Consider the following 23,077-nt stretch of genomic DNA (forward strand, 5'->3'; position numbering starts at 1 on the left):
ATTGAGAATCGTCTCGACTTGCAATAATAAAGCGCATTTAAGCCACTTTATTATCCTCAATTTCGTCGTTAACGAAACCAAAGATTTGGTGCGGATGGGGGGACTTGAACCCCCACGAGCTTTCGCTCACCAGCCCCTCAAGCTGGCGTGTCTACCAATTCCACCACATCCGCATAAAACTTTAATCTTGACTGCTTTTATTATCTGCCATTTAAAGAGGTTAATGACAAATTTTACAGTCGGTATCAACCTTTAAAGATTGATACCATCATAAGCTTACTTATGATTTAGTCAGGGATCTTATCTTCTGACTTTTCTGCTTCTTGCTGAACTTGTTCAACAACTTGAGCAGCATCACTGCCTAAATCGTCCCAAGCACCTTCGGCTTTAGTGTGATTTGCACTTAAGTTACCAATAGTTAAGCTTAAAGCAAAAAACGCTACTGCTAGAATCGCAGTTGAACGAGTCAAAAAGTTACCAGAACCTGATGAACCGAACAGAGTACCAGAAGCACCGGCGCCGAAAGAAGCACCCATGTCAGCACCTTTACCTTGCTGGATTAAGATCAAGCCTACTAGACCAATCGACACCAACAAGTAAACAACCATTAGAACTTCATACATATTATGCGCTCATCGCTATCGTACATAAACTGAGAAATTCGGTAGCATTGAGGCTTACACCGCCAATCAATCCACCGTCTACATCAGGTTGAGCAAACAAGTCTGCTGCATTACTCGGTGTTACGCTACCACCGTACAAAATCCTGATATTTTCTCCGATAAATGGAGATACTTCAGAGAGGCGTTTGCGGATAAACGCATGAACTTCTTGAGCCTGCTCTGGCGTAGCACTCTTACCTGTCCCTACTGCCCATAATGGCTCGTAAGCGATAATAGCGTTGTCAAAAGCCATGGTGCCATTCTTTTCAATGACCACATCTAACTCTTCGGCGATCACTTCAAAAGTGCGTCTCGCTTCACGAGCTGGACCCGACTCACCAACACATAATATTGGGGTCAAACCATGTTTCTGAGCTGCAGCAAATTTCTCTGCCACTATGTTACTCGTCTCTCCGTACATACGGCGACGTTCTGAATGCCCGATAATAACATATCGACATCCTGAATCCTTTAACATCTGACCAGATATTTCACCAGTATAGGCTCCAAAGTCATGTTGACTTAGGTTTTGAGTTCCCATTCTGACTAAGCAACCATTTAAGGTTTCTTTATTTTCATCTAGTAGTTGTCGAACACTCTCTAAGTAAATAGAAGGTGGACACAAAACCACTTCCACTGAATCATCTTGGAGCTTGGTAGCGAACTTATTGAATAGCTCTTGCGCCAACTGCGCACTGCCGTTCATTTTCCAATTACCAGCAACCATGGGACGTCTAAGTGCCATTACAGTCTCCTTTGAAAGCGGCGTGAATAATAGCGAACCACTTGTTAAGTTACAATAGCTAAAAGCGTTATTTTTACGAATTCAGGAGAGAACGCGTATTTTTTATGCGAACAAGATGCTGGCAGTACGATTTATCACAACTTTGCTGGATATTCCACCGACACTGCCACTAACAACTTGTTTAAACCATTAATTACTAAACTAAATTACGTACAGCGTCGGCAATATAGTTTGCATATTCAGTCACGGCTTCTTGCTCATCACCCTCAACCATCACGCGCAGTAGTGGCTCAGTTCCCGATTTACGCAGTAGCACTCGACCCCGAGCACCGAGTTTTTGCTCTACTTCGGCTTGGGCTGCAAGTACAACCTCTGAAGCTAGCGGATCATTGTCCCCTTCAAAGCGAACATTAACTAATACCTGCGGCAACATGGTAATGTTAGCCGTCAGCGCTTCGAGACTGGCATTCTGGCGCTGCATAGCTGCGAGTACCAAGATACCTGCAACGATACCATCGCCAGTCGTACCATGATCTAGATTAAGAATATGGCCTGAGTTTTCCCCCCCAATACGCCAATCATGCTCTTTTAGCAGTTCCATCACATATCGGTCGCCGACTTTAGAGCGAACGAATGGGATCTCAAGTGCTTGCAAAGCTAAATCTAGACCTAGATTTGACATCAAGGTACCCACAACACCGCCACGAAGTACACCACGCTTTTGTGCGTCACAGGCTAAGATGTATAAGATCTCATCACCATCGATAACGCGACCATGACGGTTAACCATCATAATGCGGTCACCATCGCCGTCGAGTGCAATACCTAAATCGGCATTTTCAGCCAATACGGTTTCACAAATCTGTCCCATCGAGGTCGCACCAACCTTATCGTTGATGTTCAAACCATTTGGCTTATCACCAATCGCTATGACCTCTGCGCCAAGCTCTCTAAACACACTTGGTGCTATGTGGTAAGTGGCACCATGTGCACAATCGACCACAATTTTAAGGCCGCTTAGCGTCTGCTCCGCGGGGAAGTGACTCTTACAATATTCAATATAACGGCCAGCAGCGTCATCAATACGATTTACCTTTCCAAGAAGGTGCGATTCGACGCAGGTGAGTGGCTTTTCAAGCTCGGCTTCAATTTCAAGTTCAACCTCGTCATCGAGCTTACTGCCGTCATTAGCAAAGAACTTAATGCCATTATCATAGTAAGGATTATGGGAAGCACTGATCACAATACCCGCTTCAGCGCGGAATGTGCGCGTCAAATAAGCCACCGCTGGTGTAGGCATAGGCCCGATAAGCATCACATCAAGACCCGCAGCAGAAAGACCAGCTTCTAATGCGGACTCAAATAGATAACCAGAGATACGAGTATCTTTACCGATAATAACCTTTTGTGTACCAGAGCGAGACAATACACGTCCCGCAGCCCAACCAAGTTTAAGCGCTAGTTCAGGCGTCATCTTTCCCGCGCCCACCTTGCCTCGAATACCGTCTGTTCCGAAAAATTGTCTTTGCTTCACTTGAACTCCAAACTCAATAATCAGGTAGATCTAAATCCATCGATTCTACCGTAAAAAATACTAACCCTAACTGAACAACTGGCGTGTAAAGCCAAAATATTAAGCCAAAGTTTTAAAATTCTTTGCAGCTTCTATCACTGCTATCATGTCACTGGTCTCTTGTACATCATGCACACGCACTATCTTTGCGCCCGCTTGTATTGCCAGCATATTACCAGCAAGTGTGGCACTTAATCTTTGTGATACCTCACGTCCGAGTAACTGTCCAAACATACTCTTACGCGATAAACCTGCAAGCACGGGTAAATCGAAGCTCGAAAACTCAGCCATCCGATTGAGTAACTCGTAATTGTGGGCTAGCGATTTACCAAAACCAAAACCAGGATCGAGCACTATCTGCTCACGTTTAATTCCCGCGTCAATACAGACTTCGATCCGCTCACAGAAGAACTGACTAATATCACTAATGATATCGTCATACTGTGGCGCATCTTGCATGGTCCTCGGCTGACCTTGCATATGCATTAAACAAACCGGCACATCTAACTTAGCCGCGGTAGATAATGCACCGGGTTCCTGTAACGCTCTAACATCATTAATCAGCTGTGCACCGGCTTCAACTGCCGCCTGCATAACAACCGCTTTACTGGTATCAATTGAGACCCACACATCATGATTACGACTAACATACTCAATTAAAGGGAGCACACGCTTTAGCTCATCTTCAATAGATACGTCCTTAGCACCAGGTCGGGTTGACTCACCACCAATATCGATAATTTTGGCGCCTTGAGCCACCATTAAATCGGCTTGTCTGCAAGCCGCTTGAATCGATGAATATTCGCCACCATCAGAAAATGAATCTGGCGTGACATTGAGGATCCCCATCACAACGGGAGAGCTCAAATCGAGAGATGTGTGACGACTAGTTAAAATAGACAAAATAAAGTTCCGTAAACAAGAAAACCCCTAGAAGGGGTTTTCTTTATCAAACTAAAGATTACTTAGCCGGTGATTCGTCAGCATCGCTAACATCGGGCTTCTCTTCTTCAACTTCCTTGATATCTTCTTTCTTTTCAGAAGAAGTGTCGTTGTTGTCGTTGTCCTTAGACTGCAGATCTTTTTGCCATTCAGCAGGCATACGCACTTCACGACGCGCCATCAAGTCAGCAATTTGCTCTGAATCAATAGTTTCATACTTCATCAAAGCATCTTTCATCGCATGAAGAATATCCATATTTTCAGTTAAGAAAGTATGGGCACGTCCGTAGTTTGCGTCGATAAGCAGCTTAACTTCGGCATCGATAACGCGAGCAGTGTCATCAGACATATGCTGAGATTTACCCATGCTACGACCTAAGAACACTTCATTTTCATCTTCAGCATAAAGCACAGGACCAAGCTTCTCAGAGAAGCCCCATTGAGTCACCATGTTACGTGCGATAGATGTTGCGTACTTAATGTCTTGCGAAGCACCTGTAGAAACTTTCTCGCTACCGTAGATAATATCTTCTGCAATACGTCCACCGTAAGCAACCGAGATCTGACTCTCAAGTTTGCGACGGCTCTGACTAATTGCATCTGCTTCCGGTAGGAAGAAGGTTACACCCAGTGCACGGCCACGTGGAATAATAGTCACCTTATGCACAGGATCATGCTCAGGCACTAAACAACCAACGATAGCATGACCCGCTTCGTGATAGGCGGTCATCTCTTTCTCATCTTCCGACATCACCATGGTGCGACGCTCTGCGCCCATCATGATTTTATCTTTTGCGCTTTCGAACTCTTCCATACCGACTACGCGGCGGCTGTTACGAGCAGCAAACAGTGCAGCTTCGTTAACAAGGTTAGCAAGGTCGGCACCAGAGAAGCCAGGTGTACCACGAGCAATTACGCTTGCTTTAACGCCGTCAGCCAAAGGTACTTTACGCATATGAACTTTAAGGATTTGCTCACGACCACGCACATCTGGTAAGCCTACAACCACTTGACGGTCGAAACGACCTGGACGAAGTAGTGCAGCATCAAGTACGTCAGGACGGTTAGTCGCAGCGATAACAATAATACCTTCGTTACCTTCGAAACCATCCATCTCAACTAGCATCTGGTTAAGTGTTTGCTCACGCTCATCGTGACCACCACCTACACCCGCGCCACGCTGACGACCTACGGCATCGATCTCATCGATAAAGATGATACACGGTGCAGACTTCTTCGCTTGCTCGAACATGTCACGTACACGTGAGGCACCAACACCAACGAACATCTCAACGAAATCAGAACCTGAAATAGTAAAGAAAGGCACCTTAGCTTCACCTGCAATCGCCTTAGCAAGCAAGGTTTTACCTGTACCAGGAGGACCAACTAGCAGCACACCAGTAGGAATACGGCCACCCAATTTCTGGAATCTTGTAGGCTCTTTCAGGTAATCGACTAGCTCTTTTACGTCTTCCTTAGCTTCGTCACAGCCTGCAACGTCACCAAAAGTCGTCTTGATCTGGTCTTCGCTCATCAATTTGGCTTTACTCTTACCAAATGACATTGCGCCTTTACCGCCACCGCCTTGCATCTGGCGCATAAAGAAGATCCACACACCAATAAGCAGTAGCATAGGGAACCAAGAGATAAAGATCTGGGTTAAGAAACCTGACTCCTCCGCCTCTTGTCCTTTCATCATGATGCCCTTGCGGTCAAGATCATTGATTAAATCAAGATCTGGCATAGGCATGATGGTGACAAACTTTTCGCCTGTAGTGGTTGTTCCTTCAATGGTACGTTGATCGCTTTTCACTTCGACAGTATTAATCTGCCCTGAGCGAACATCGTCTAAAAAGGTTGAATAATCCATCTTCTGCTTGGTAGAAGAAGAGGGGGAATAGCCCTGAAAAACTGACATCAGCACAACTGCGATGACAACCCAGAGAATTAAATTTTTTGCCATGTCACTCAAATTACTCGACCTCTTTTAAAGTCTTCCGAAAACTAATGTTAGAGTACTTACGATAGATTACTATAACTTGTAGCCCGTCGCCACAAGATAGACTTCACGCGATCGCGGCCGTGAAGAATCGGGCTTACGTGTTTTAACGGTTTTGAACGCCTCTTTAACCGCTTTCATGTATTCATCAAAGCCCTCCCCCTGAAAGACTTTAACCGCAAAACTGCCATTAGGTGCCAAAACTTGATGACACATATCTAAGGCTAGTTCTACTAAATACATGGCTCGAGGCTGATCAACACCACCTGTTCCACTCATATTAGGTGCCATATCTGACAGCACCACATCGACCTTGGCATCACCCACTCGGGTTAACAATGCGTCCAGTACTTTCTCTTCGCGGAAATCGCCCTGTAGGAAATCAACACCAACAATCGGGTCCATAGGTAAAATATCACAAGCGATAACTTTACCCTTGTCTCCTGCCAACTTAACGGCAATTTGAGACCAGCCACCCGGCGCGGCACCTAAATCGACAACAGTCATTCCCGGACGAATGAGTTTATCTTTTTCTTGGATCTCTTCAATCTTAAAGGCCGCACGCGACCTTAAACCGCGCTTTTGCGACAGTTTGACATAGTGATCGTCGAAATGTTCCTGCATCCAGCGAGAAGAACTGGCCGTTCGTTTTTTTCCTGACATTTAAAATCCGCAACAAAATTGAGAGTTACACAAAGCCTATATAAGGGTAGAATAGCGGGTTTTCAACAGTAACTCAGCATAAAGTTGGTATAAATGAACTTAACAACCAAACAAAAACAGCACTTAAAAGGCTTAGCGCACAGTCTCAAGCCTGTAGTGATGCTTGGTGGCAACGGCTTGACTGAGGGAGTGCTGGCTGAAATTGATAATGCACTTTCACATCATGAATTGATTAAAGTGAAAGTAGCCTCTGGTGACAGAGAGCTTAAAAACGCTATCGTAGATGCCATTGTACGTGAAACTAAAGCTGAAAAAGTACAGCTTATCGGTCACGTTTTAGTACTGTTCCGTCAGTCTGAAGAAATGAAAATTGCTGTGCCTAAGGCAAAGTAATTAACAAAGATCTCTTCATTCACATGAAAGATGCCTTTGTAAGATAAATAAAAAGAGCCGCTGTTTATACAGCGGCTCTTTTTTTGTCTGCTTTATGGAGCGTCGCTAATCGGTTCAACCTTGTAATGCTCCGCACTCACTTTTAAGTACTCGGGTAAACAGGTTCCTACCGACACTGACGAGATAGTACCGATTAATATTCCTAAGAACATGGCAATCGAAAATCCTTGCAGCGGTGCCCCCCCCATAATCCACAGTGCAGCTACTGTGAACAAGGTTGTACCACTGGTAACCATAGTTCGCGAAAAGGTGGCTTGTACTGCACTACTGCAAATTTCATCTATCGCCGCCTTAGGCTTAGCAATAAGCACTTCCCTAACCCTGTCGGCAATTACGATAGAATCATTTAAGGAGTAACCTAAGATGGCCAATACAGCGGCGAGAATCGTTAAGTTAAATTCCATTTGAGTCAGCGAGAAAAATGCCAGTACAAAGATGACATCATGAAACAAGGCCAGCAGTGCACCGCTAGCGAGTCGCCACTCAAAACGAAAACTTAGGTAGCCTAGGATACATAGCATAGCGGCTAATAGCGCCAAACCTCCTTGCTCAGCTAACTCTTGGCCTATCTGTGGCCCGACAATACTCGAGTTAAGAACTTCGACTTGATTTGTTAATGGTGCAAGTACTGTACGTATATCTGCTCCTGATACATCATCGACCTTTGCGTAACGCAGCACCCATCGGCCCGGCTCACCCGCAGAGATTACACTCACCTCTTGCTGTGAATCTTTACCTAATAACTCACTTATTTGAGCGGCTTTAATATTCGGATCGAGTTTAACTTCAGTTACCACACCGCCGGTAAAGTCCAGTCCTAAATTAAAACCATTAGTCAAGATGATGCCAATTGAAGCAAGCATGATCAGTAGCGAGAACACACTCGATAGGTAACGTGCTTTGGTTAACTTGCTTAAGTTACTCATATTAATAAATTCCATATTACACCTTCACGTTACGACTAAAATCACGACCATATGCCCAGTTAACAAGCGCACGAGACGCAAATATTCCGGTAAACATACTGGTTAAAAGACCTAAACCTAGGGTTAGGGCAAAGCCCTGAATAGGGCCATTACCTATGGCGTAAAGCACCACGGCAGTGATCATTGTGGTGAAGTTAGCGTCAACAATGGTTGAAAATGCACTATCAAAGCCTCTGTCTATCGCGTGGGCAAAGCTACGCCCTTCTTTTAACTTATCTTTAATTCGCTCAAAAATAAGTACATTGGTATCAACAGCCATGCCGACGGTTAACACTAGGCCAGCAATACCCGGCAATGTTAAAACCGCGCCAGGGATCAGTGCCATAAGACCAAAAATAAGGATCATGTTGGCGACTAGCGCTACGTTCGCTATCCAGCCTAAACGGCGATACCAAAGCCCCATAAACAGCAAGGTGACTCCCATGCCTAAAGCAAGTGCGGAGAAACCATTGGTAATGTTTTCTTCACCAAGACTTGGGCCGATGGTTCGCTCCTCAACAATGGTCACAGGGGCTGTCATTGAGCCTGCTCTGAGTAAAAGCGCTAGCTGCTGAGCCTCGGCGTAATCCCCAGCGCCAGTAATACTAAAGCGATCGCCCAATTGCGCTTGAATGGTCGCGACACTTATGACTTCAGTTGTTTGCCTAATTTGACCATTGTCATCACGGCTATATTCACTGTAAGAAGTCGCCATCGGCTTACCGATATTGTCCCGAGAAAAGTCAGACATCATACTTCCACCTTCCCTGTCTAAATGGATCACCACTTCAGGTAAGCCCATCTCGCCAAGGGATGCCCTAGCATCGACGATATGCTCGCCGCCTAAAACCGCTCGTCTTGCCACATAAACTGGCTTACCTTGCTCATCTTTAAGTGTCTTTGCGTTGACAGAACCCGGCTGCTTCACCTGATAAAAAGCAAGGCTTGCAGTGGCGCCAATCACAGACTTGGCCGCGGCGGGATCTTGTACTCCAGGCAGTTCGATACGGATGCGGTGTTCACCTTGACGCTGCACGACTGCTTCAGTGATCCCTAACTGCTCAATACGGCTGCGCATGATCTGCAAGTTTTGTTTAACGGTGAGATCGCGGATAGTAATCTTCTCGGCTTCAGTCATACCAACACTCAAAGACTGCTCACCTGAGTTTGAAACTTGCCAATTAGGGTATTGTTTATTGATAAACTGCCTGACAGCCCCTCTTTGCTCGAGTTCTTGAGCCGAAATTTGCACATTGCCATCGACTTGCTGCTGAACGGTCACACCATATAAAGCCTCTTGACGTACAAACTGCCTAACCGATTCAATAAAGGTGTTGTATTGCAGCTTATAGACAGGCTCAATCTCCACATCAAGCAAGAACTGCACTCCCCCGCGCAGATCGAGCCCTAGCTTAATTGGCGAGAAGCCCAGGGATAATAACCAGTTTGGCGCTGCCGGCGCTAAGGTCAAAGTTATCTCTGTCGGGTCTTTGACCTGGTTGCTAAGGAATGATTTAAGCTGACTCTGTTGCGAGTTATCATCTATTACAATCAGCGTCTGCCCAGAAGTTTGATCGATACGCTTAACTTTGACCCCTTGGGCAATCAGTAATTGGTGAAGCTCTAACGCATTGACCTTTAAACCGGCTTCTTTACTGATCTGAACCGCTGCATCCTCACCAAAAAAGGTCGGAAGCGCGCTGAACAACATGATGATGATAGTGACCACTAACAATACATATTTCCATGCTGAGTAGTGGTTCAAAATAGTGGTATTTTTCTGTTCTCTCATAATTTTTTTGCTCTTTAAATTGCCTAAAACGCGATGAAGACTTGCTGTTTCCCGCTTCAACCAGTAATGGTGGGCAGGAGCAGAGCAACCTCGCGGTAATCGCTATCGAGAACAGTAACAATTATAGAGCCATGTAGATTAGAGGCTTAAACTGTATAGCGGTCCATTACTTGCCCCACAATACATAAAGCTGAGTATTGAGGATATTTAAGAAGGTAAACACACGACCAAGCGTGCAGCTTAAGCTTCTATACAGGTAAAGGAGATTCTCGATAGGTAAGCCAAAACAGGCTTATGTAACTTAGGCTAATGAGCGAGCTTGAGAGAAACGATAGAGCAGATTGGACTCTTTCCATGCGGAGAGTCGATGGGAGGCGCTTTTGATATGCAGCAACCAATCAAGGGCTGGCGCAAAATCTATGCGATAGCCAACGGTTAGAGATGGAACCGCTGGTGAGACAAATTCAAATGCGAGTAGATAATCAGGACGTGTTTGTTGTAGGTCGTGCTGAGAGAAACTCACAAAACGTTGAGATACAAGAGGAGCATACTCAGAGTCATTACTTTGCTTCTTCTGGGCATGATTATCTTTTAGCGTGACCGGATTTCCACCAGAAGTACTTAGACTTGGCAATATGTCCGCCACAGCTAAACCAAGGCTTTGTTGCTGGTCATTAACGTGCTCAGCTTCCCATGCATCGACATGAGTTTGGTTTTGCTCAGACGCATTTGCACACATAGGCGTGAGAAATAACCCCCCTATGAATAACAAAATGAATCCAAATCGTACCAATAACTGCACTTAACTTCCTAATATATGTCTCGTTTATGAATTACATACTAAACACTGTATGACGCAGATACAAACCTTTTAATATTTTAACTCTAAAGCAAACGAATTCCACAAATAACAAAGCCGCAAAAAAGCGGCTTTATTCATTTATCTGACCTTAAGGTTAGATATATTCAACTTTGATAATTTCAAAATCATTGGTGCCGCCTGGCGTCACAATCGAGATCTCATCATCTAGACTCTTACCAATAAGCCCACGTGCAATTGGTGAGCTAACTGATAGAAGATTTTCTCTAATGTTAGCTTCATCTTCACCCACGATGCGGTAAGTCACTTCTTCATCTGTATCAACATTTACAATCGTTACAGTAGAACCGAAGATTACGCGGCCATTGTTAGCCATAGTCGTGACATCGATGATCTGTGCGTGAGAAAGCTTACCTTCAATATCTCTTACGCGCGCTTCGCATAAACCTTGCTCTTCACGGGCAGCGTGATATTCAGCATTTTCTTTCAAGTCGCCTAATTCGCGTGCTTCGCCAATTGCTTCTGCAATTTTTGGACGACGCTCAAATTTAAGGTGATCTAATTCTTTGCGCAGCTGTGCAGCACCGACAATGGTCATTGGAACCGTACTCATAAGCTTCTTTCGTCTCCTTTAAAACAAAAGCAGGCCTTACCAACATTGGTCGTTAGTAAGGAAAAATCTGGTGGAATTGCGTTATTGTAAACGCTGAGGGCAACCGATGCACCCAAATCTGTACTTGTACGCGATCTCAATAACAGTTGACCTAAATTTACAGCAGATAAATCTAATCAAACCATGCTGAGGGTTAAAAAACACTCGCTTCAATGTAAGACAGTAGAGCTTACTCAACCTTCAGCCTAGTTGCTAGAGATGCTGCAACTATTTTTATTGAATGCCAGCTCTATCGAGGCAATTAACGCCATACAATAAAAAAGGCCGCTTAAAGCGGCCTTTTATTTTAAGCTTCGCTTACTTAGTAATACGCTTATGCAGCTCTTGTACTGACGTCACGTTCGAGCGGTCATCCGCCGAGTGAGCCATACAAGTTGCAAAGGCAGCATTCAAAGTCGTTGTGTAGTTCACCTTGTAACGCAGTGCACCACGACGTAGCTGACGTGAATCTTCAATCGCCTTACGACCTTCTGTCGTGTTAACGATATAGGTGTACTCACCGTTCTTGATACGGTCAAGAATATGAGGACGACCTTCGTGTACCTTGTTCACTAGACGTGGGTTAATACCCGCTTCGCCTAAGATAACCGCAGTACCGTGTGTTGCGTCAATCTGATAACCCAATGCAATTAATTGCGCGGCTAAATCGGCAACACGAGCCTTATCGCTGTTACGAACAGACAAGAGTGCACGGCCAGACTTAGGCACTTCAGATGTCGCACCTAACTGCGCTTTAGCATAGGCTTCAGCAAACGTATCACCCACACCCATAACCTCACCCGTTGATCGCATCTCAGGGCCAAGCAATGGGTCAACACCTGGGAACTTGTTAAACGGCAATACCACTTCTTTTACAGAGTAGAATGGCGGAATAACTTCTTCGGTGAAGTTCTGTGATTTAAGGCTTTGACCCGCCATCACACGCGCGGCAATCTTAGCTAATGGAACGCCAGTCGCCTTCGATACAAATGGTACGGTACGCGCTGCACGTGGGTTAACTTCGATCATGTAGATCTCGTTATCCTTCACTGCAAACTGTACGTTCATCAGACCAATTACGCCTAGCTCCATTGCAAGCTTACCCACCTGCTCACGCATGCGGTCTTGAATGTCTTGGCTTAGGCTATATGGAGGCAATGAACAACCAGAGTCACCAGAGTGAACACCCGCTTGCTCGATATGTTCCATGATTGAGCCAATCACAACCGTTTCGCCATCACATACTGCGTCGATGTCGATTTCGATTGCGTTGTCTAGGAAACGGTCAAGTAGCACTGGAGACGCGTTAGAAACACTTACCGCTTCATTAAAGTAGCGACGTAAATCTTGCTCGTCATAAACGATTTCCATTGCACGGCCACCTAAAACATAAGATGGACGAACCACTAACGGATAACCAATACGCTCAGCTGAGATCACTGCGCCTTCTACGGTTGTTACCGTATCATTTTCTGGCTGCATCATGCCTAAACGCTGAATTGCTTGCTGGAAACGCTCACGGTCTTCAGCACGGTCAATTGCATCAGGGCTAGTACCAATAATTGGTACGCCAGCGGCTTCAAGGTCGCGTGCTAGTTTAAGCGGTGTTTGACCACCGTACTGCACGATAACGCCTTTTGGCTTTTCGATACGTACGATTTCAAGCACATCTTCAAAAGTTACTGACTCGAAGTACAGACGATCTGATGTGTCGTAGTCGGTAGAAACGGTTTCAGGGTTACAGTTAACCATGATGGTCTCGTACCCGTCTTCACGTAGCGCCAATGCTGCATGTACACAACAGTAATCAAACTCAATACCTTGGCCAATACGGTTTGGACCACCACCTAAAATCATGATCTTGTCACGATTTGATGGATTCGCTTCACACTCATCTTCATAAGTTGAGTACATGTAAGCCGTATCTGTTGAGAATTCAGCCGCGCAGGTATCAACACGCTTATACACTGGGTGAATTTCAAAACGAGTACGCAGCTTACGCACTTCAGTCTCGCTCACACCAGCTAGTGCAGCTAAACGAGAATCGGCAAAACCTTTGCGCTTAAGCTTGCGTAGAACGTCTTCACTTAATCCAGCAAGACCGATTTCAGCGACTTGCGCTTCAGACTTAAGCAAGTCTTCAAGCTGCACAAGGAACCAAGGGTCAATATTAGTTAAGCCAAAGATATCATCAACCGACAGACCCGCACGGAATGCATCAGCAATATACCAAATACGTTCTGCGCCCGGCTCTTTAAGCTCGTGACGAATACGTGATAATGCTTCTGGTTCTGCCAAGTCGATTTCTGGGCATAAACCATTTTTACCCACTTCAAGTCCACGAAGGGCTTTTTGTAGTGACTCTTGGAATGTACGGCCAATCGCCATCACTTCACCCACAGACTTCATCTGTGTAGTTAGACGGTCATTAGCACCAGCAAACTTTTCAAAGTTAAAACGCGGGATTTTAGTTACAACGTAATCGATTGCAGGCTCAAATGATGCTGGAGTTGCACCGCCGGTAATGTCGTTGCTAAGCTCATCGAGAGTGAAGCCAACCGCTAGCTTGGCTGCAATCTTTGCAATCGGGAAACCGGTTGCTTTCGATGCTAGTGCAGAAGAACGTGATACACGAGGGTTCATCTCGATGATAACCATACGGCCATCAACAGGATTAATACCAAACTGTACGTTTGAACCGCCAGTTTCAACACCAATCTCACGCAATACTGCAAGTGATGCATTACGCATCAATTGGTATTCTTTGTCAGTTAGGGTTTGTGCTGGTGCAACCGTAATTGAGTCACCAGTGTGAACGCCCATTGGGTCAAAGTTTTCGATTGCACAGACGATAATACAGTTATCGTTGCGGTCACGTACCACTTCCATCTCGTACTCTTTCCAACCAATCAAAGATTCGTCGATAAGCAGTTCGCTAGTGGGTGATAGCTCAAGACCTTGAGAACAGATATCCTCAAACTCTTCTTTGTTATAAGCGATACCACCGCCGCTGCCACCCATAGTGAATGACGGACGGATAATACACGGGTAGCCAACTTCTGCTTGAACAGCGCGGGCTTCATCCATGTTGTGCGCGATACCAGCACGAGGACACTCAAGGCCAATCGACTTCATTGCCTTATCGAAACGGCTACGGTCCTCAGCTTTGTCGATTGCATCGGCTGTTGCGCCAATCATTTCAACATTGAATTCTTTTAGTACACCACGGCTTTCAAGCTCAAGCGCACAGTTAAGTGCTGTTTGGCCGCCCATGGTTGGCAAAATCGCATCAGGACGCTCTTTGGCAATAATGTTACGTACTACTTCCCAGTGAATAGGTTCGATGTAAGTCGCATCGGCCATCTCTGGGTCAGTCATAATGGTTGCAGGGTTTGAGTTAACAAGAATAACTCGGTAGCCTTCTTCGCGTAGGGCTTTACAGGCTTGGGCGCCTGAGTAGTCAAACTCACAGGCTTGACCAATTACAATCGGTCCAGCACCTAGGATAAGAATACTCTTTATATCTGTACGTTTTGGCATTGCTTAAATCTTCTCCAGGATGAGGTTACTACTTGGCGTTTTTGCGGTACAAGTCAATCAAATCAATGAAATGATCAAACAGTGGCGCCGCATCATTTGGTCCTGGACTTGCTTCAGGGTGTCCTTGGAAACTAAATGCTGGCTTATCTGTAAGATGAATACCTTGCAAAGAGCCATCAAACAGAGACTTGTGAGTCACTTTAATGTTGGCTGGCAGCGTTGATTCATCAGCAGCAAAACCATGGTTTTGGCTGGTGATCATCACATTACCTTGCTCAATATTGCTTACAGGGTGGTTAGCACCGTGATGACCAAACTTCATTTTCAGTGTTTTAGCACCTGAAGCTAACGCTAATAACTGGTGACCCAAGCAGATACCGAAAACAGGAATGTCTGTTTTTAAGATTTCTTGGATTGCAGCAATAGCGTAATCACATGGCTCTGGGTCGCCAGGACCGTTCGACAGGAATACCCCATCAGGATTCATTGCAAGCACTTCGGCTGCAGGAGTTTGTGCAGGCACAACCGTCACATCACAACCGCGGTCAACCAACATACGTAAGATGTTGCGCTTAACACCATAGTCGTAGGCAACCACTTTATACTTAAGCTCAGCTTCTGGCGTGTCAGACGGCAAACCGCCAACTAAACGCCAGCTACCGCTGCGCCATGAGTACGTTTCGTTTGTAGTGACTTCTTTGGCTAAATCCATGCCTTTAAGACCAGGGAAGGCTTTAGCTGCAGCTAAAGCTTTAGCTTCATCTAAATCACCAACCATGATACAACCGGCTTGGGCGCCTTTCTCGCGTAGGATACGAGTTAATTTACGAGTATCGATATCAGCAATACCAACAACGTTGTTAGCGACCAAATAATCGCTTAAAGATTGCTGATTACGAAAATTACTTGCGATTAACGGCAAGTCTCGAATGATAAGGCCACATGCATGAACAGAATCAGATTCTGTGTCTTCATCATTGGTACCAGTATTACCAATATGTGGATAAGTGAGGGTTACAATTTGACGTGAATATGATGGATCAGTCAAAATTTCTTGGTAACCGGTCATTGAAGTGTTAAAAACGACTTCACCAACAGACATCCCTTCAGCACCAATTGCAGTGCCAGAAAAAATGGTTCCATCTTCAAGTACGAGTAAGGCAGACTTTGTCAACGCGACCTCCGAAAAAGAGCCAAATCATTGAAATTAATTGTTTTTTATATGTTTTTAAAATACCAACTTTCGCTAAAATGCAAAATTTTGACAAATTCCGCCGAGTTTATATGTAAAACATCAACTCGTCTATAGTTCATTCTAGTATTTTGTCAAAAAAATTTTCAAGCAAAAAAAACCGCTAATAGCGGTTTTAAATAGTTATACCTTTCAAGCCTAAGACTTGTTGCATATCGTAAAGCCCTGCATCTTGTTCAACCAACCAAGTTGCCGCACGCATTGCGCCATTGGCAAAGGTCATTCGGCTCGATGCCTTATGGGTGATCTCTAAACGCTCACCAATATCAGCAAATAGCGCTGTGTGTTCACCTACGATATCGCCAGCACGCACAGTCGCGAAACCTATGGTTCCTCTGTCACGTTCACCGGTAATTCCTTCACGGCCATAAACCGCACATTTCTCAAGATCACGTCCCAAGGTTTCGGCAATGACTTCGCCCATCTTTAGTGCCGTGCCTGACGGTGCATCTTTTTTATAGCGGTGATGACCTTCTATGATCTCGATATCGCAGTAATCACCCATCACCTCTGCAGCCACTTCGAGTAGTTTCCACATAAGATTGACGCCAACAGCCATATTAGGGGCCATTACAATAGGTATTTGATCGCCATAGGCTGAAATTTGCTCTTTCTGAGCATGATTGAACCCGGTAGTACCGATAACGATTGCTTTGCCATTTCTTGCACACCAATCGGTATGAACTACAGAAGCTTCTGGCGAGGTAAAGTCGATAAGCACATCAAAATCATCTACCGCTTTGTCGAGTGAGTCAGTGATAGCAACATTCATTGCACCAACACCTGCAAGTTCGCCCGCATCGACGCCCATAAGGGTCGATCCAGCACGCTCAATCGCTGCGCCTAACAAAATAAGCTCATTTTGCTTAGCCGCTTCAATAAGAGTACGTCCCATACGGCCACTGCCGCCGGTGATTGCCACTCTTACTTGTTCAGTCATCTCAGTCTCTCCCTGCAAATGTCAAAAAAAAGCCTAAGTATTAACTTAGGCTTATTGTCTAACTTAGATAATATCTAATAATTCAACTTCGAATACCAAAGTTGAATATGGTGGGATCGCAGCGCCTGCGCCGCGCTCACCGTATGCTAGGTGCTGTGGTACAAACAGTCTCCACTTAGAACCTGTAGGCATAAGCTGTAGTGCTTCAGTCCAGCCAGCGATAACGCCAGAAACTGGGAATTCAGCTGGCTCGCCACGAGCTACTGAGCTATCAAATACATCACCAGAGATGAAAGTACCGTGATAGTGAGTACGTACTGTAGAGTCGTAACCTGGCTTGTCACCATTACCTTCGGTAATGATTTCGTATTGTAGACCTGAGTCCAAAGTTACAACGCCTTCGCGAGCACCGTTATCAGCAAGGAATTTTTCACCTACTTCTGATGCAGCCGCTGCAGCAGCTTCTTGAACTTTCTGGATACGCTGGCTGATTTCAGTGAATGCAATTTGCATATCTTGCATAGATACAACACTTTCTTTACCTTCGAAAGCGTCAGATAGACCCAATTGAACAGCAGAAATATCGATACCTTCAAACGAGTTAGCGGCTAGTTGCTCACCTAGTTGACGACCAACACCGTAGCTTGCTTGACCTTCAATTGTACTGAACTTATCAGACATAATGATTGTACTCTCAATGATTCAATGAATTTTCGCGCCGAACTTTATCATAATTTCTGTGATATTGCCCTAAAAACTGCAGCTATTTTGGTCTTTGGCAAGTATTTTTCACGCTGGATTTATTGGCTTGATATAAAGGCTGCGCTTTTGCCTGCATTTGCTGCAATTGTGCAATGCGTTGGTCATGTGATGGGTGAGTCGATAGCAACTCTGGCCCCTGTTCACCACCGACCTTTGACATATTTTTCCAAAGCTCAACGCTCGCGGCTGGATCAAAGCCAGCTTTTGCCATCAGCTCAACGCCTATCACATCGGCCTCTGACTCTTGGCTGCGGCCATAAGGTAAGATGTAGCCCACCTGCACACCTAAACCGAGTGCAGCCATATAAAGTTCTTTATCGGCAATGCCACCTGCGCCTAAGGCTAGGTCAGCAAGCTGCATGCCTGCGCCAGTCATCTGTGCACGCGACACCTGCTCATTGCTGTGGTTGGCGAGTACATGCGCCACTTCATGACCGATAACGGTGGCTAGTTGGTCGGAATTAACGGCCACATTCAGCAATCCAGTGTATACACCTATGTGCCCTCCAGGCAGTGCAAAGGCGTTTACTTGCTCAGAGTCAAACACCACCACTTCCCAAGGTAAGCTTTGATCCGGCAAGGCTTGAGTAATCCTATTGGCAACACAGCTAACATATGCGTTAAGCGCCCTATCTTGGCTAGCTTTCTCTTGCTGCTTTATTTGTGCAAAAGAGGTATCACCGAGCTGTGTCATCTCTTGCTGCGAAAACAGCAAGGTTTGCCCGCGGCCAGTAGGCGATTGCGTGGTTGCGCAGCCCGTTAAAAACAACGCGGCGCTCAGCAGTAATAGTATTCCTTTCATATATTGCTAACCTCTATTTCCTTTTTACTAGTCTTTTTACTCTCTACTTGCTTGTCTAGTTTCAGATAATAAAAAGCCCCGCGATTGCGAGGCTTAAAAGTATATAACGATTTGAGCCGTTATTAGCTATTCAGATCTTGAAAAAACTTCTTCACGCCATCGAAGAAACCTTCAGCCTTAGGGCTGTGCTTCTTTGACTGACCGGTTAAGGTGTCTTCAAATTCACGAAGTAACTCTTTTTGACGTTCGTTAAGGTTGACAGGCGTTTCCATCACAACCTTACATAACAAGTCACCTACAGCATGGCTGCGAACAGACTTAACGCCTTTACCTCGCATACGGAACATACGGCCGGTTTGCGTTTCTGCAGGGATCTTAAGATTAACTTTGCCATCGAGTGTTGGCACTTCAATCTCGCCGCCTAGGGCAGCCTTGCTGAATGAGATAGGCACTTCACAGTAAAGGTTATTACCATCACGCTGGAAGATTGCATGCTCGCGTACGCTAACTTGTACGTATAAGTCACCTGGAGGTGCGCCGTACTCGCCCGCTTCACCTTCGCCAGAAAGACGAATGCGATCGCCAGTATCAACACCCGCAGGGATCTTAACTGAAAGCGTCTTACTCTTCTCTACGCGGCCTTCACCATGACACTTGTTACAAGGATCTTTAATGATCTTGCCACGGCCATGACAGGTAGGACACGCCTGCTGTACAGCAAAGAAACCTTGACGCATCTGTACTTGACCTTGGCCATGACAGGTACCACAAGTGGTTGGAGATGAACCTTTCTTCGCACCGCTACCGTCACAAGAGTCACAGGCTGCTAGCGTTGGAATACGTAGCTCTTTAGTTAAACCACGAACCGCTTCTTCAAGAGACAATTCAAGGTTGTAACGTAAGTCACTACCACGGGCTGCTTGGCGTTGACCACCGCGGCGTCCGCCACCAAAGATATCACCAAAAACATCACCGAAAACGTCGCCGAAATCAGCGCTGCCACCGTAGCCGCCACCGCCGCGATTAGGATCGACGCCAGCGTGACCAAACTGATCATAAGCCGCTTTCTTATCGCTATCGGTTAGGATTTCGTAAGCTTCTTTAACTTCTTTAAAGTTAGCTTCAGCTTCCTTGTCACCCGGATTACGGTCTGGGTGAAATTTCATTGCTAAACGCTTATAAGCTTTCTTAATTTCGCGTTCGCTAGTGTCTCGTCCGACACCTAATACTTCGTAATAATCGCGCTTTGACATAGTGTTTAATTTCTTTAGCTAAAGTTGCACAAACGGGCGTTAGAGTTTCCTCGTAACGCCCGCTACAATAATTTAGGAGTTACCCGTCATTATTTTTTGTCGTCTTTAACTTCTTCAAACTCAGCGTCAACTACGTCATCATCTTGCTTAGCAGCTTTTGCTTCGCCTTCAGGTTGACCTTGCTGTGCTTGCGCTTTAGCTTGAGCGATTTCCATTAACTTAGCAGACGCTTCCATCAACTCTTGAGTAGACTTTTCAATCGCTTCTTTGTCATTGCCTTTAACAGCAGTTTCAACGTTAGCCATTGCAGCTTCAATCTTCTCTTTCTCGTCTGCTGGTAGTGCTTCACCCGCTTCTTCGATCTGCTTCTTAGTTCCGTGAACCATGCCATCAGCTTGGTTACGAGCTTGAACTAGCTCTTCGAACTTAGCATCTTCGTCAGCGTGTGCTTCAGCGTCACGAACCATAGCTTCAACTTCTTCATCACTTAGACCTGAAGAGGCTTTAATAGTGATGTTTTGTGCTTTACCCGTCTTCTTGTCTGTAGCAGATACATGCAAGATACCGTCAGCATCGATGTCGAAAGCAACTTCAATTTGTGGCATGCCACGAGGAGCAGCTTCAATACCTTCTAGGTTAAATTGACCTAGAGACTTGTTACCGCTTGATTGCTTACGCTCACCTTGAAGTACGTGAATTGTCACAGCACTTTGGTTGTCGTCAGCTGTCGAGAAAGTTTGTGAAGCTTTAGTCGGGATAGTGGTGTTCTTCTCGATAAGCTTAGTCATTACGCTACCCATAGTCTCAATACCTAGAGATAGTGGAGTAACGTCTAGTAGCAATACGTCTTTAACGTCGCCAGATAGAACACCCGCTTGAACTGCAGCACCGATTGCAACCGCTTCATCAGGGTTAACGTCTTGGCGTAGTTCTTTGCCGAAGAAAGCTGAAACTTCTTCACGTACTTTAGGCATACGAGTCTGACCACCAACCAGGATAACCTCGTTGATATCTGAAACAGATAGGTCAGCATCGGCTAGAGCAACTTTTAGAGGCTCTAAAGAACGCTTGATTAAGTCTTCAACTAGTGACTCAAGTTTTGCACGAGTGATTTTAACCACTAAGTGCTTAGGACCTGTTGCATCAGCAGTGATGTATGGCAGGTTAACTTCAGTTTGTGTTGTGCTTGATAGTTCGATCTTAGCTTTTTCTGCTGCTTCTTTTAGACGCTGCATAGCTAATGGATCGTTACGTAGGTCAAGACCTTGCTCTTTCTTGAATTCGTCAGCAAGATACTTAATCATACGGTTATCAAAGTCTTCACCACCTAAGTGAGTGTCACCGTTAGTAGCAAGTACTTCGAACGTTTGCTCGCCATCAACGCTGTCGATTTCGATGATAGAGATATCGAATGTACCACCACCTAAGTCGTATACTGCAACGATGTTGTCGCCTTGCTTCTTATCGATACCGTAAGCTAGTGCAGCTGCTGTTGGCTCGTTGATAATACGCTTAACTTCAAGACCTGCGATGCGACCCGCATCTTTAGTCGCTTGACGCTGTGAATCGTTAAAGTAAGCAGGAACGGTAATAACCGCTTCAGTCACTTCTTCACCTAAGAAATCTTCAGCAGTCTTCTTCATCTTCTTCAAGATTTCAGCTGAGATTTGTGGTGGAGCCATTTTTCTGCCTTGAGCTTCAACCCAAGCATCGCCATTGTCAGCGCTGATGATTTTGAATGGCATGATATCAACGTCACGTTGAACTTCGTCATCTTTAAAACGACGACCAATAAGACGCTTAATAGCAAATACTGTGTTAGTTGGGTTTGTTACAGCCTGACGCTTTGCAGACTGACCAACTAAAGTTTCATCTGCAGTGTATGCGATGATTGAGGGTGTAGTACGATCGCCTTCAGCATTCTCCAATACGCGCGCTTTGTCGCCATCTAATACTGCAACACAAGAGTTAGTTGTGCCTAAATCGATACCAATAATTCTACCCATGGAGTCCTCCGAAAAACTTTAAATACTAAATTTGTTATCTGGTTATTGAAATGGGGACAGACCGAATAGTTTTCAAGTCTTTTTTTTCATCCCAAATCGTCTCTTAACCCCTATATTGGGACGTTTAGAATGAATACAAGGGAGAATTTAAAAATTATCTTAAGAATGCATTAATTTGATCTGTGACTCGTTAGTAAAAAGGGTGAAAACGTATAATGAATACAATCCAAGAGGTAGCGTATTAACTTGATCCATCTCGGGTCAATGTGCGCTTAGTTGTCATCTCATGTTGTAGAGTAGTAAACATTGAAATCATCCCATCAAGCATATCTGTTTGGTATCGGTGCCATTTTCCTATGGTCCACCGTTGCAACTGCATTTAAGTTAGCGTTGGCGCACTATACGCCGCTGCAATTAGTGTTTGTCGCTGTCATAACATCTATCTTTGCTCTAGGTGCGATATTAATCGCCCAAAGAAAGTTGCCGCTGATTAAACAGCAGTTTCTCGAAAGACCTTGGTTCTACCTGCAGACAGGATTGTTAAATCCGTTTCTATACTATTTAGTTTTATTTAAAGCGTACGATCTACTGCCGGCTCAACAAGCTCTGTCTCTTAATTACACTTGGGCGATTTTATTGCCGCTGCTGTCGGTGCCTCTGCTTGGTCAAGCACTGCGTAAGAGCGATATCACCGCTGCATTAGTTGCGTATTGCGGCGTATTCTTTATTGCTACCAAAGGTAATATTACCGGCGTGCAATTTGAAAGCATGACTGGTGTTGCGCTGGCCTTAACCAGCACTGTGCTCTGGTCTCTCTACTGGATCGTTAATACCAAAGATAAGGGCGATCCCGTTGTTAGCCTACTGCTTAGCTTTTTAGTGGGGTTGCCTTTTATTGTCGTCGCACTACTTATGACTCAGTCTCTACCGGCTTGGGATCTGAAGGCATTGTTCGCTGGTGTTTACGTCGGATTATTTGAAATGGGCGTGACCTTTGTGCTTTGGCTTGTTGCCTTAAAGAAGGCTGAGCGCACAGCCAGTATCAGCACGCTGGTATTTATTACCCCTGTGATGTCGATAGGCTTTATTGCTTGGATTTTACAAGAGAGCATCGAAAAATCGACCTATATAGGACTCGGGTTAATTATATTTGCACTAGTACTGCAGCAAATATTGCCTAAAGTTGGTCAATGGCGCACAAGAAAACGCATATCAGCTTAAATACCAAAAACTGCGAAGTGTCTAGTCCTAAAATA

The 23,077-nt window shown here is 45.1% G+C and carries 19 protein-coding genes and 1 tRNA gene; 2 read left to right on the plus strand and 18 right to left on the minus strand.

The features are described 5' to 3' along the window. Positions 1 to 86 precede the first annotated feature (86 nt). From SPEA_RS16140 to rlmE, 7 genes are all read right to left on the minus strand, one after another. Positions 87 to 173, minus strand: a tRNA-Leu gene (locus tag SPEA_RS16140). A 114-nt stretch (positions 174 to 287) separates the two neighbouring features. Continuing rightward, positions 288 to 623 (minus strand): preprotein translocase subunit SecG, encoded by a 336-nt coding sequence (gene secG / locus SPEA_RS16145; RefSeq protein ID WP_012156284.1) that lies wholly within the window; start codon positions 621 to 623, stop codon positions 288 to 290. Between the two features lies 1 nt (position 624). Then, positions 625 to 1,407 carry a triose-phosphate isomerase gene (gene tpiA, locus SPEA_RS16150; RefSeq protein ID WP_012156285.1) on the minus strand — a complete coding sequence of 261 codons (783 nt, stop codon included), beginning with the start codon at positions 1,405 to 1,407 and terminating at the stop codon, positions 625 to 627. 196 nt (positions 1,408 to 1,603) lie between these two features. Beyond that, positions 1,604 to 2,941 (minus strand): phosphoglucosamine mutase, encoded by a 1,338-nt coding sequence (glmM, locus tag SPEA_RS16155; RefSeq protein WP_012156286.1) that lies wholly within the window; start codon positions 2,939 to 2,941, stop codon positions 1,604 to 1,606. Between the two features lie 99 nt (positions 2,942 to 3,040). Continuing rightward, positions 3,041 to 3,829, minus strand: a complete 789-nt coding sequence (gene folP, locus SPEA_RS16160; RefSeq protein WP_049767979.1) for a dihydropteroate synthase — start codon at positions 3,827 to 3,829, stop codon at positions 3,041 to 3,043. 112 nt (positions 3,830 to 3,941) lie between these two features. Next, entirely contained in the window at positions 3,942 to 5,894 is a 1,953-nt protein-coding gene (ftsH, locus tag SPEA_RS16165; protein ID WP_012156288.1) for an ATP-dependent zinc metalloprotease FtsH, read from the minus strand. A gap of 60 nt (positions 5,895 to 5,954) precedes the next feature. Then, a complete protein-coding gene (rlmE, locus tag SPEA_RS16170) occupies positions 5,955 to 6,584 on the minus strand; it encodes a 23S rRNA (uridine(2552)-2'-O)-methyltransferase RlmE (protein WP_012156289.1) in 630 nt (209 codons plus the stop codon). 93 nt (positions 6,585 to 6,677) lie between these two features. Here rlmE and yhbY point away from each other — a divergent pair, with 93 nt between their 5' ends. Further along, positions 6,678 to 6,977: a ribosome assembly RNA-binding protein YhbY gene (yhbY, locus tag SPEA_RS16175; protein ID WP_012156290.1), complete on the plus strand. Its 300-nt coding sequence runs from the start codon at positions 6,678 to 6,680 to the stop codon at positions 6,975 to 6,977. A 92-nt stretch (positions 6,978 to 7,069) separates the two neighbouring features. Here yhbY and secF read toward each other — a convergent pair whose 3' ends face one another. The 11 genes from secF to dnaK form a co-directional block, all read right to left on the minus strand. Beyond that, positions 7,070 to 7,963, minus strand: a complete 894-nt coding sequence (gene secF / locus SPEA_RS16180) for a protein translocase subunit SecF (protein WP_041411582.1) — start codon at positions 7,961 to 7,963, stop codon at positions 7,070 to 7,072. Positions 7,964 to 7,979: 16 nt separating this feature from the next. Continuing rightward, on the minus strand, positions 7,980 to 9,794 hold the full coding sequence (secD, locus tag SPEA_RS16185; RefSeq protein WP_012156292.1) for a protein translocase subunit SecD: 1,815 nt from the start codon (positions 9,792 to 9,794) through the stop codon (positions 7,980 to 7,982). Between the two features lie 301 nt (positions 9,795 to 10,095). Beyond that, complete coding sequence (locus SPEA_RS16190; protein WP_012156293.1) at positions 10,096 to 10,596, minus strand: hypothetical protein; 501 nt, start codon at positions 10,594 to 10,596, stop codon at positions 10,096 to 10,098. Between the two features lie 154 nt (positions 10,597 to 10,750). After that, complete coding sequence (gene greA, locus SPEA_RS16195) at positions 10,751 to 11,227, minus strand: transcription elongation factor GreA (protein ID WP_012156294.1); 477 nt, start codon at positions 11,225 to 11,227, stop codon at positions 10,751 to 10,753. A gap of 357 nt (positions 11,228 to 11,584) precedes the next feature. Next, on the minus strand, positions 11,585 to 14,806 hold the full coding sequence (gene carB / locus SPEA_RS16200; protein ID WP_012156295.1) for a carbamoyl-phosphate synthase large subunit: 3,222 nt from the start codon (positions 14,804 to 14,806) through the stop codon (positions 11,585 to 11,587). 28 nt (positions 14,807 to 14,834) lie between these two features. Then, positions 14,835 to 15,980, minus strand: a complete 1,146-nt coding sequence (gene carA, locus SPEA_RS16205; protein ID WP_012156296.1) for a glutamine-hydrolyzing carbamoyl-phosphate synthase small subunit — start codon at positions 15,978 to 15,980, stop codon at positions 14,835 to 14,837. A gap of 193 nt (positions 15,981 to 16,173) precedes the next feature. Next, the gene (gene dapB, locus SPEA_RS16210) at positions 16,174 to 16,998 is read right to left on the minus strand and encodes a 4-hydroxy-tetrahydrodipicolinate reductase (protein WP_012156297.1); all 825 of its coding nucleotides are present in this window, start codon (positions 16,996 to 16,998) and stop codon (positions 16,174 to 16,176) included. 63 nt (positions 16,999 to 17,061) lie between these two features. Next, a complete protein-coding gene (gene bamJ / locus SPEA_RS16215; protein WP_012156298.1) occupies positions 17,062 to 17,679 on the minus strand; it encodes a BamJ family beta-barrel-assembly machinery protein in 618 nt (205 codons plus the stop codon). A gap of 82 nt (positions 17,680 to 17,761) precedes the next feature. After that, complete coding sequence (locus SPEA_RS16220; RefSeq protein ID WP_012156299.1) at positions 17,762 to 18,562, minus strand: M48 family metallopeptidase; 801 nt, start codon at positions 18,560 to 18,562, stop codon at positions 17,762 to 17,764. A gap of 122 nt (positions 18,563 to 18,684) precedes the next feature. Next, a complete protein-coding gene (gene dnaJ, locus SPEA_RS16225; protein ID WP_012156300.1) occupies positions 18,685 to 19,815 on the minus strand; it encodes a molecular chaperone DnaJ in 1,131 nt (376 codons plus the stop codon). Between the two features lie 89 nt (positions 19,816 to 19,904). Beyond that, positions 19,905 to 21,821: a molecular chaperone DnaK gene (gene dnaK / locus SPEA_RS16230; protein ID WP_012156301.1), complete on the minus strand. Its 1,917-nt coding sequence runs from the start codon at positions 21,819 to 21,821 to the stop codon at positions 19,905 to 19,907. A 306-nt stretch (positions 21,822 to 22,127) separates the two neighbouring features. Here dnaK and SPEA_RS16235 point away from each other — a divergent pair, with 306 nt between their 5' ends. Next, complete coding sequence (locus SPEA_RS16235; RefSeq protein WP_012156302.1) at positions 22,128 to 23,042, plus strand: DMT family transporter; 915 nt, start codon at positions 22,128 to 22,130, stop codon at positions 23,040 to 23,042. Positions 23,043 to 23,077: the final 35 nt, after the last annotated feature.

The sequence above is a fragment of the Shewanella pealeana ATCC 700345 genome, from assembly GCF_000018285.1.
GTDB classification, from domain to species: Bacteria; Pseudomonadota; Gammaproteobacteria; order Enterobacterales; family Shewanellaceae; genus Shewanella; species Shewanella pealeana.

Excerpts from the sequence above, each read along its gene's own strand:
- secG (WP_012156284.1), bottom strand. The coding sequence starts at position 623 with ATGTATGAAGTTCTAATGGTTGTTTACTTGTTGGTGTCGATTGGTCTA.
- tpiA (WP_012156285.1), bottom strand. The coding sequence starts at position 1,407 with ATGGCACTTAGACGTCCCATGGTTGCTGGTAATTGGAAAATGAACGGC.
- folP (WP_049767979.1), bottom strand. The coding sequence starts at position 3,829 with ATGGGGATCCTCAATGTCACGCCAGATTCATTTTCTGATGGTGGCGAA.
- rlmE (WP_012156289.1), bottom strand. The coding sequence starts at position 6,584 with ATGTCAGGAAAAAAACGAACGGCCAGTTCTTCTCGCTGGATGCAGGAA.
- yhbY (WP_012156290.1), top strand. The coding sequence starts at position 6,678 with ATGAACTTAACAACCAAACAAAAACAGCACTTAAAAGGCTTAGCGCAC.
- secF (WP_041411582.1), bottom strand. The coding sequence starts at position 7,963 with ATGAGTAACTTAAGCAAGTTAACCAAAGCACGTTACCTATCGAGTGTG.
- secD (WP_012156292.1), bottom strand. The coding sequence starts at position 9,794 with ATGAGAGAACAGAAAAATACCACTATTTTGAACCACTACTCAGCATGG.
- greA (WP_012156294.1), bottom strand. The coding sequence starts at position 11,227 with ATGAGTACGGTTCCAATGACCATTGTCGGTGCTGCACAGCTGCGCAAA.
- carB (WP_012156295.1), bottom strand. The coding sequence starts at position 14,806 with ATGCCAAAACGTACAGATATAAAGAGTATTCTTATCCTAGGTGCTGGA.
- dapB (WP_012156297.1), bottom strand. The coding sequence starts at position 16,998 with ATGACTGAACAAGTAAGAGTGGCAATCACCGGCGGCAGTGGCCGTATG.
- bamJ (WP_012156298.1), bottom strand. The coding sequence starts at position 17,679 with ATGTCTGATAAGTTCAGTACAATTGAAGGTCAAGCAAGCTACGGTGTT.
- SPEA_RS16220 (WP_012156299.1), bottom strand. The coding sequence starts at position 18,562 with ATGAAAGGAATACTATTACTGCTGAGCGCCGCGTTGTTTTTAACGGGC.
- dnaJ (WP_012156300.1), bottom strand. The coding sequence starts at position 19,815 with ATGTCAAAGCGCGATTATTACGAAGTATTAGGTGTCGGACGAGACACT.
- dnaK (WP_012156301.1), bottom strand. The coding sequence starts at position 21,821 with ATGGGTAGAATTATTGGTATCGATTTAGGCACAACTAACTCTTGTGTT.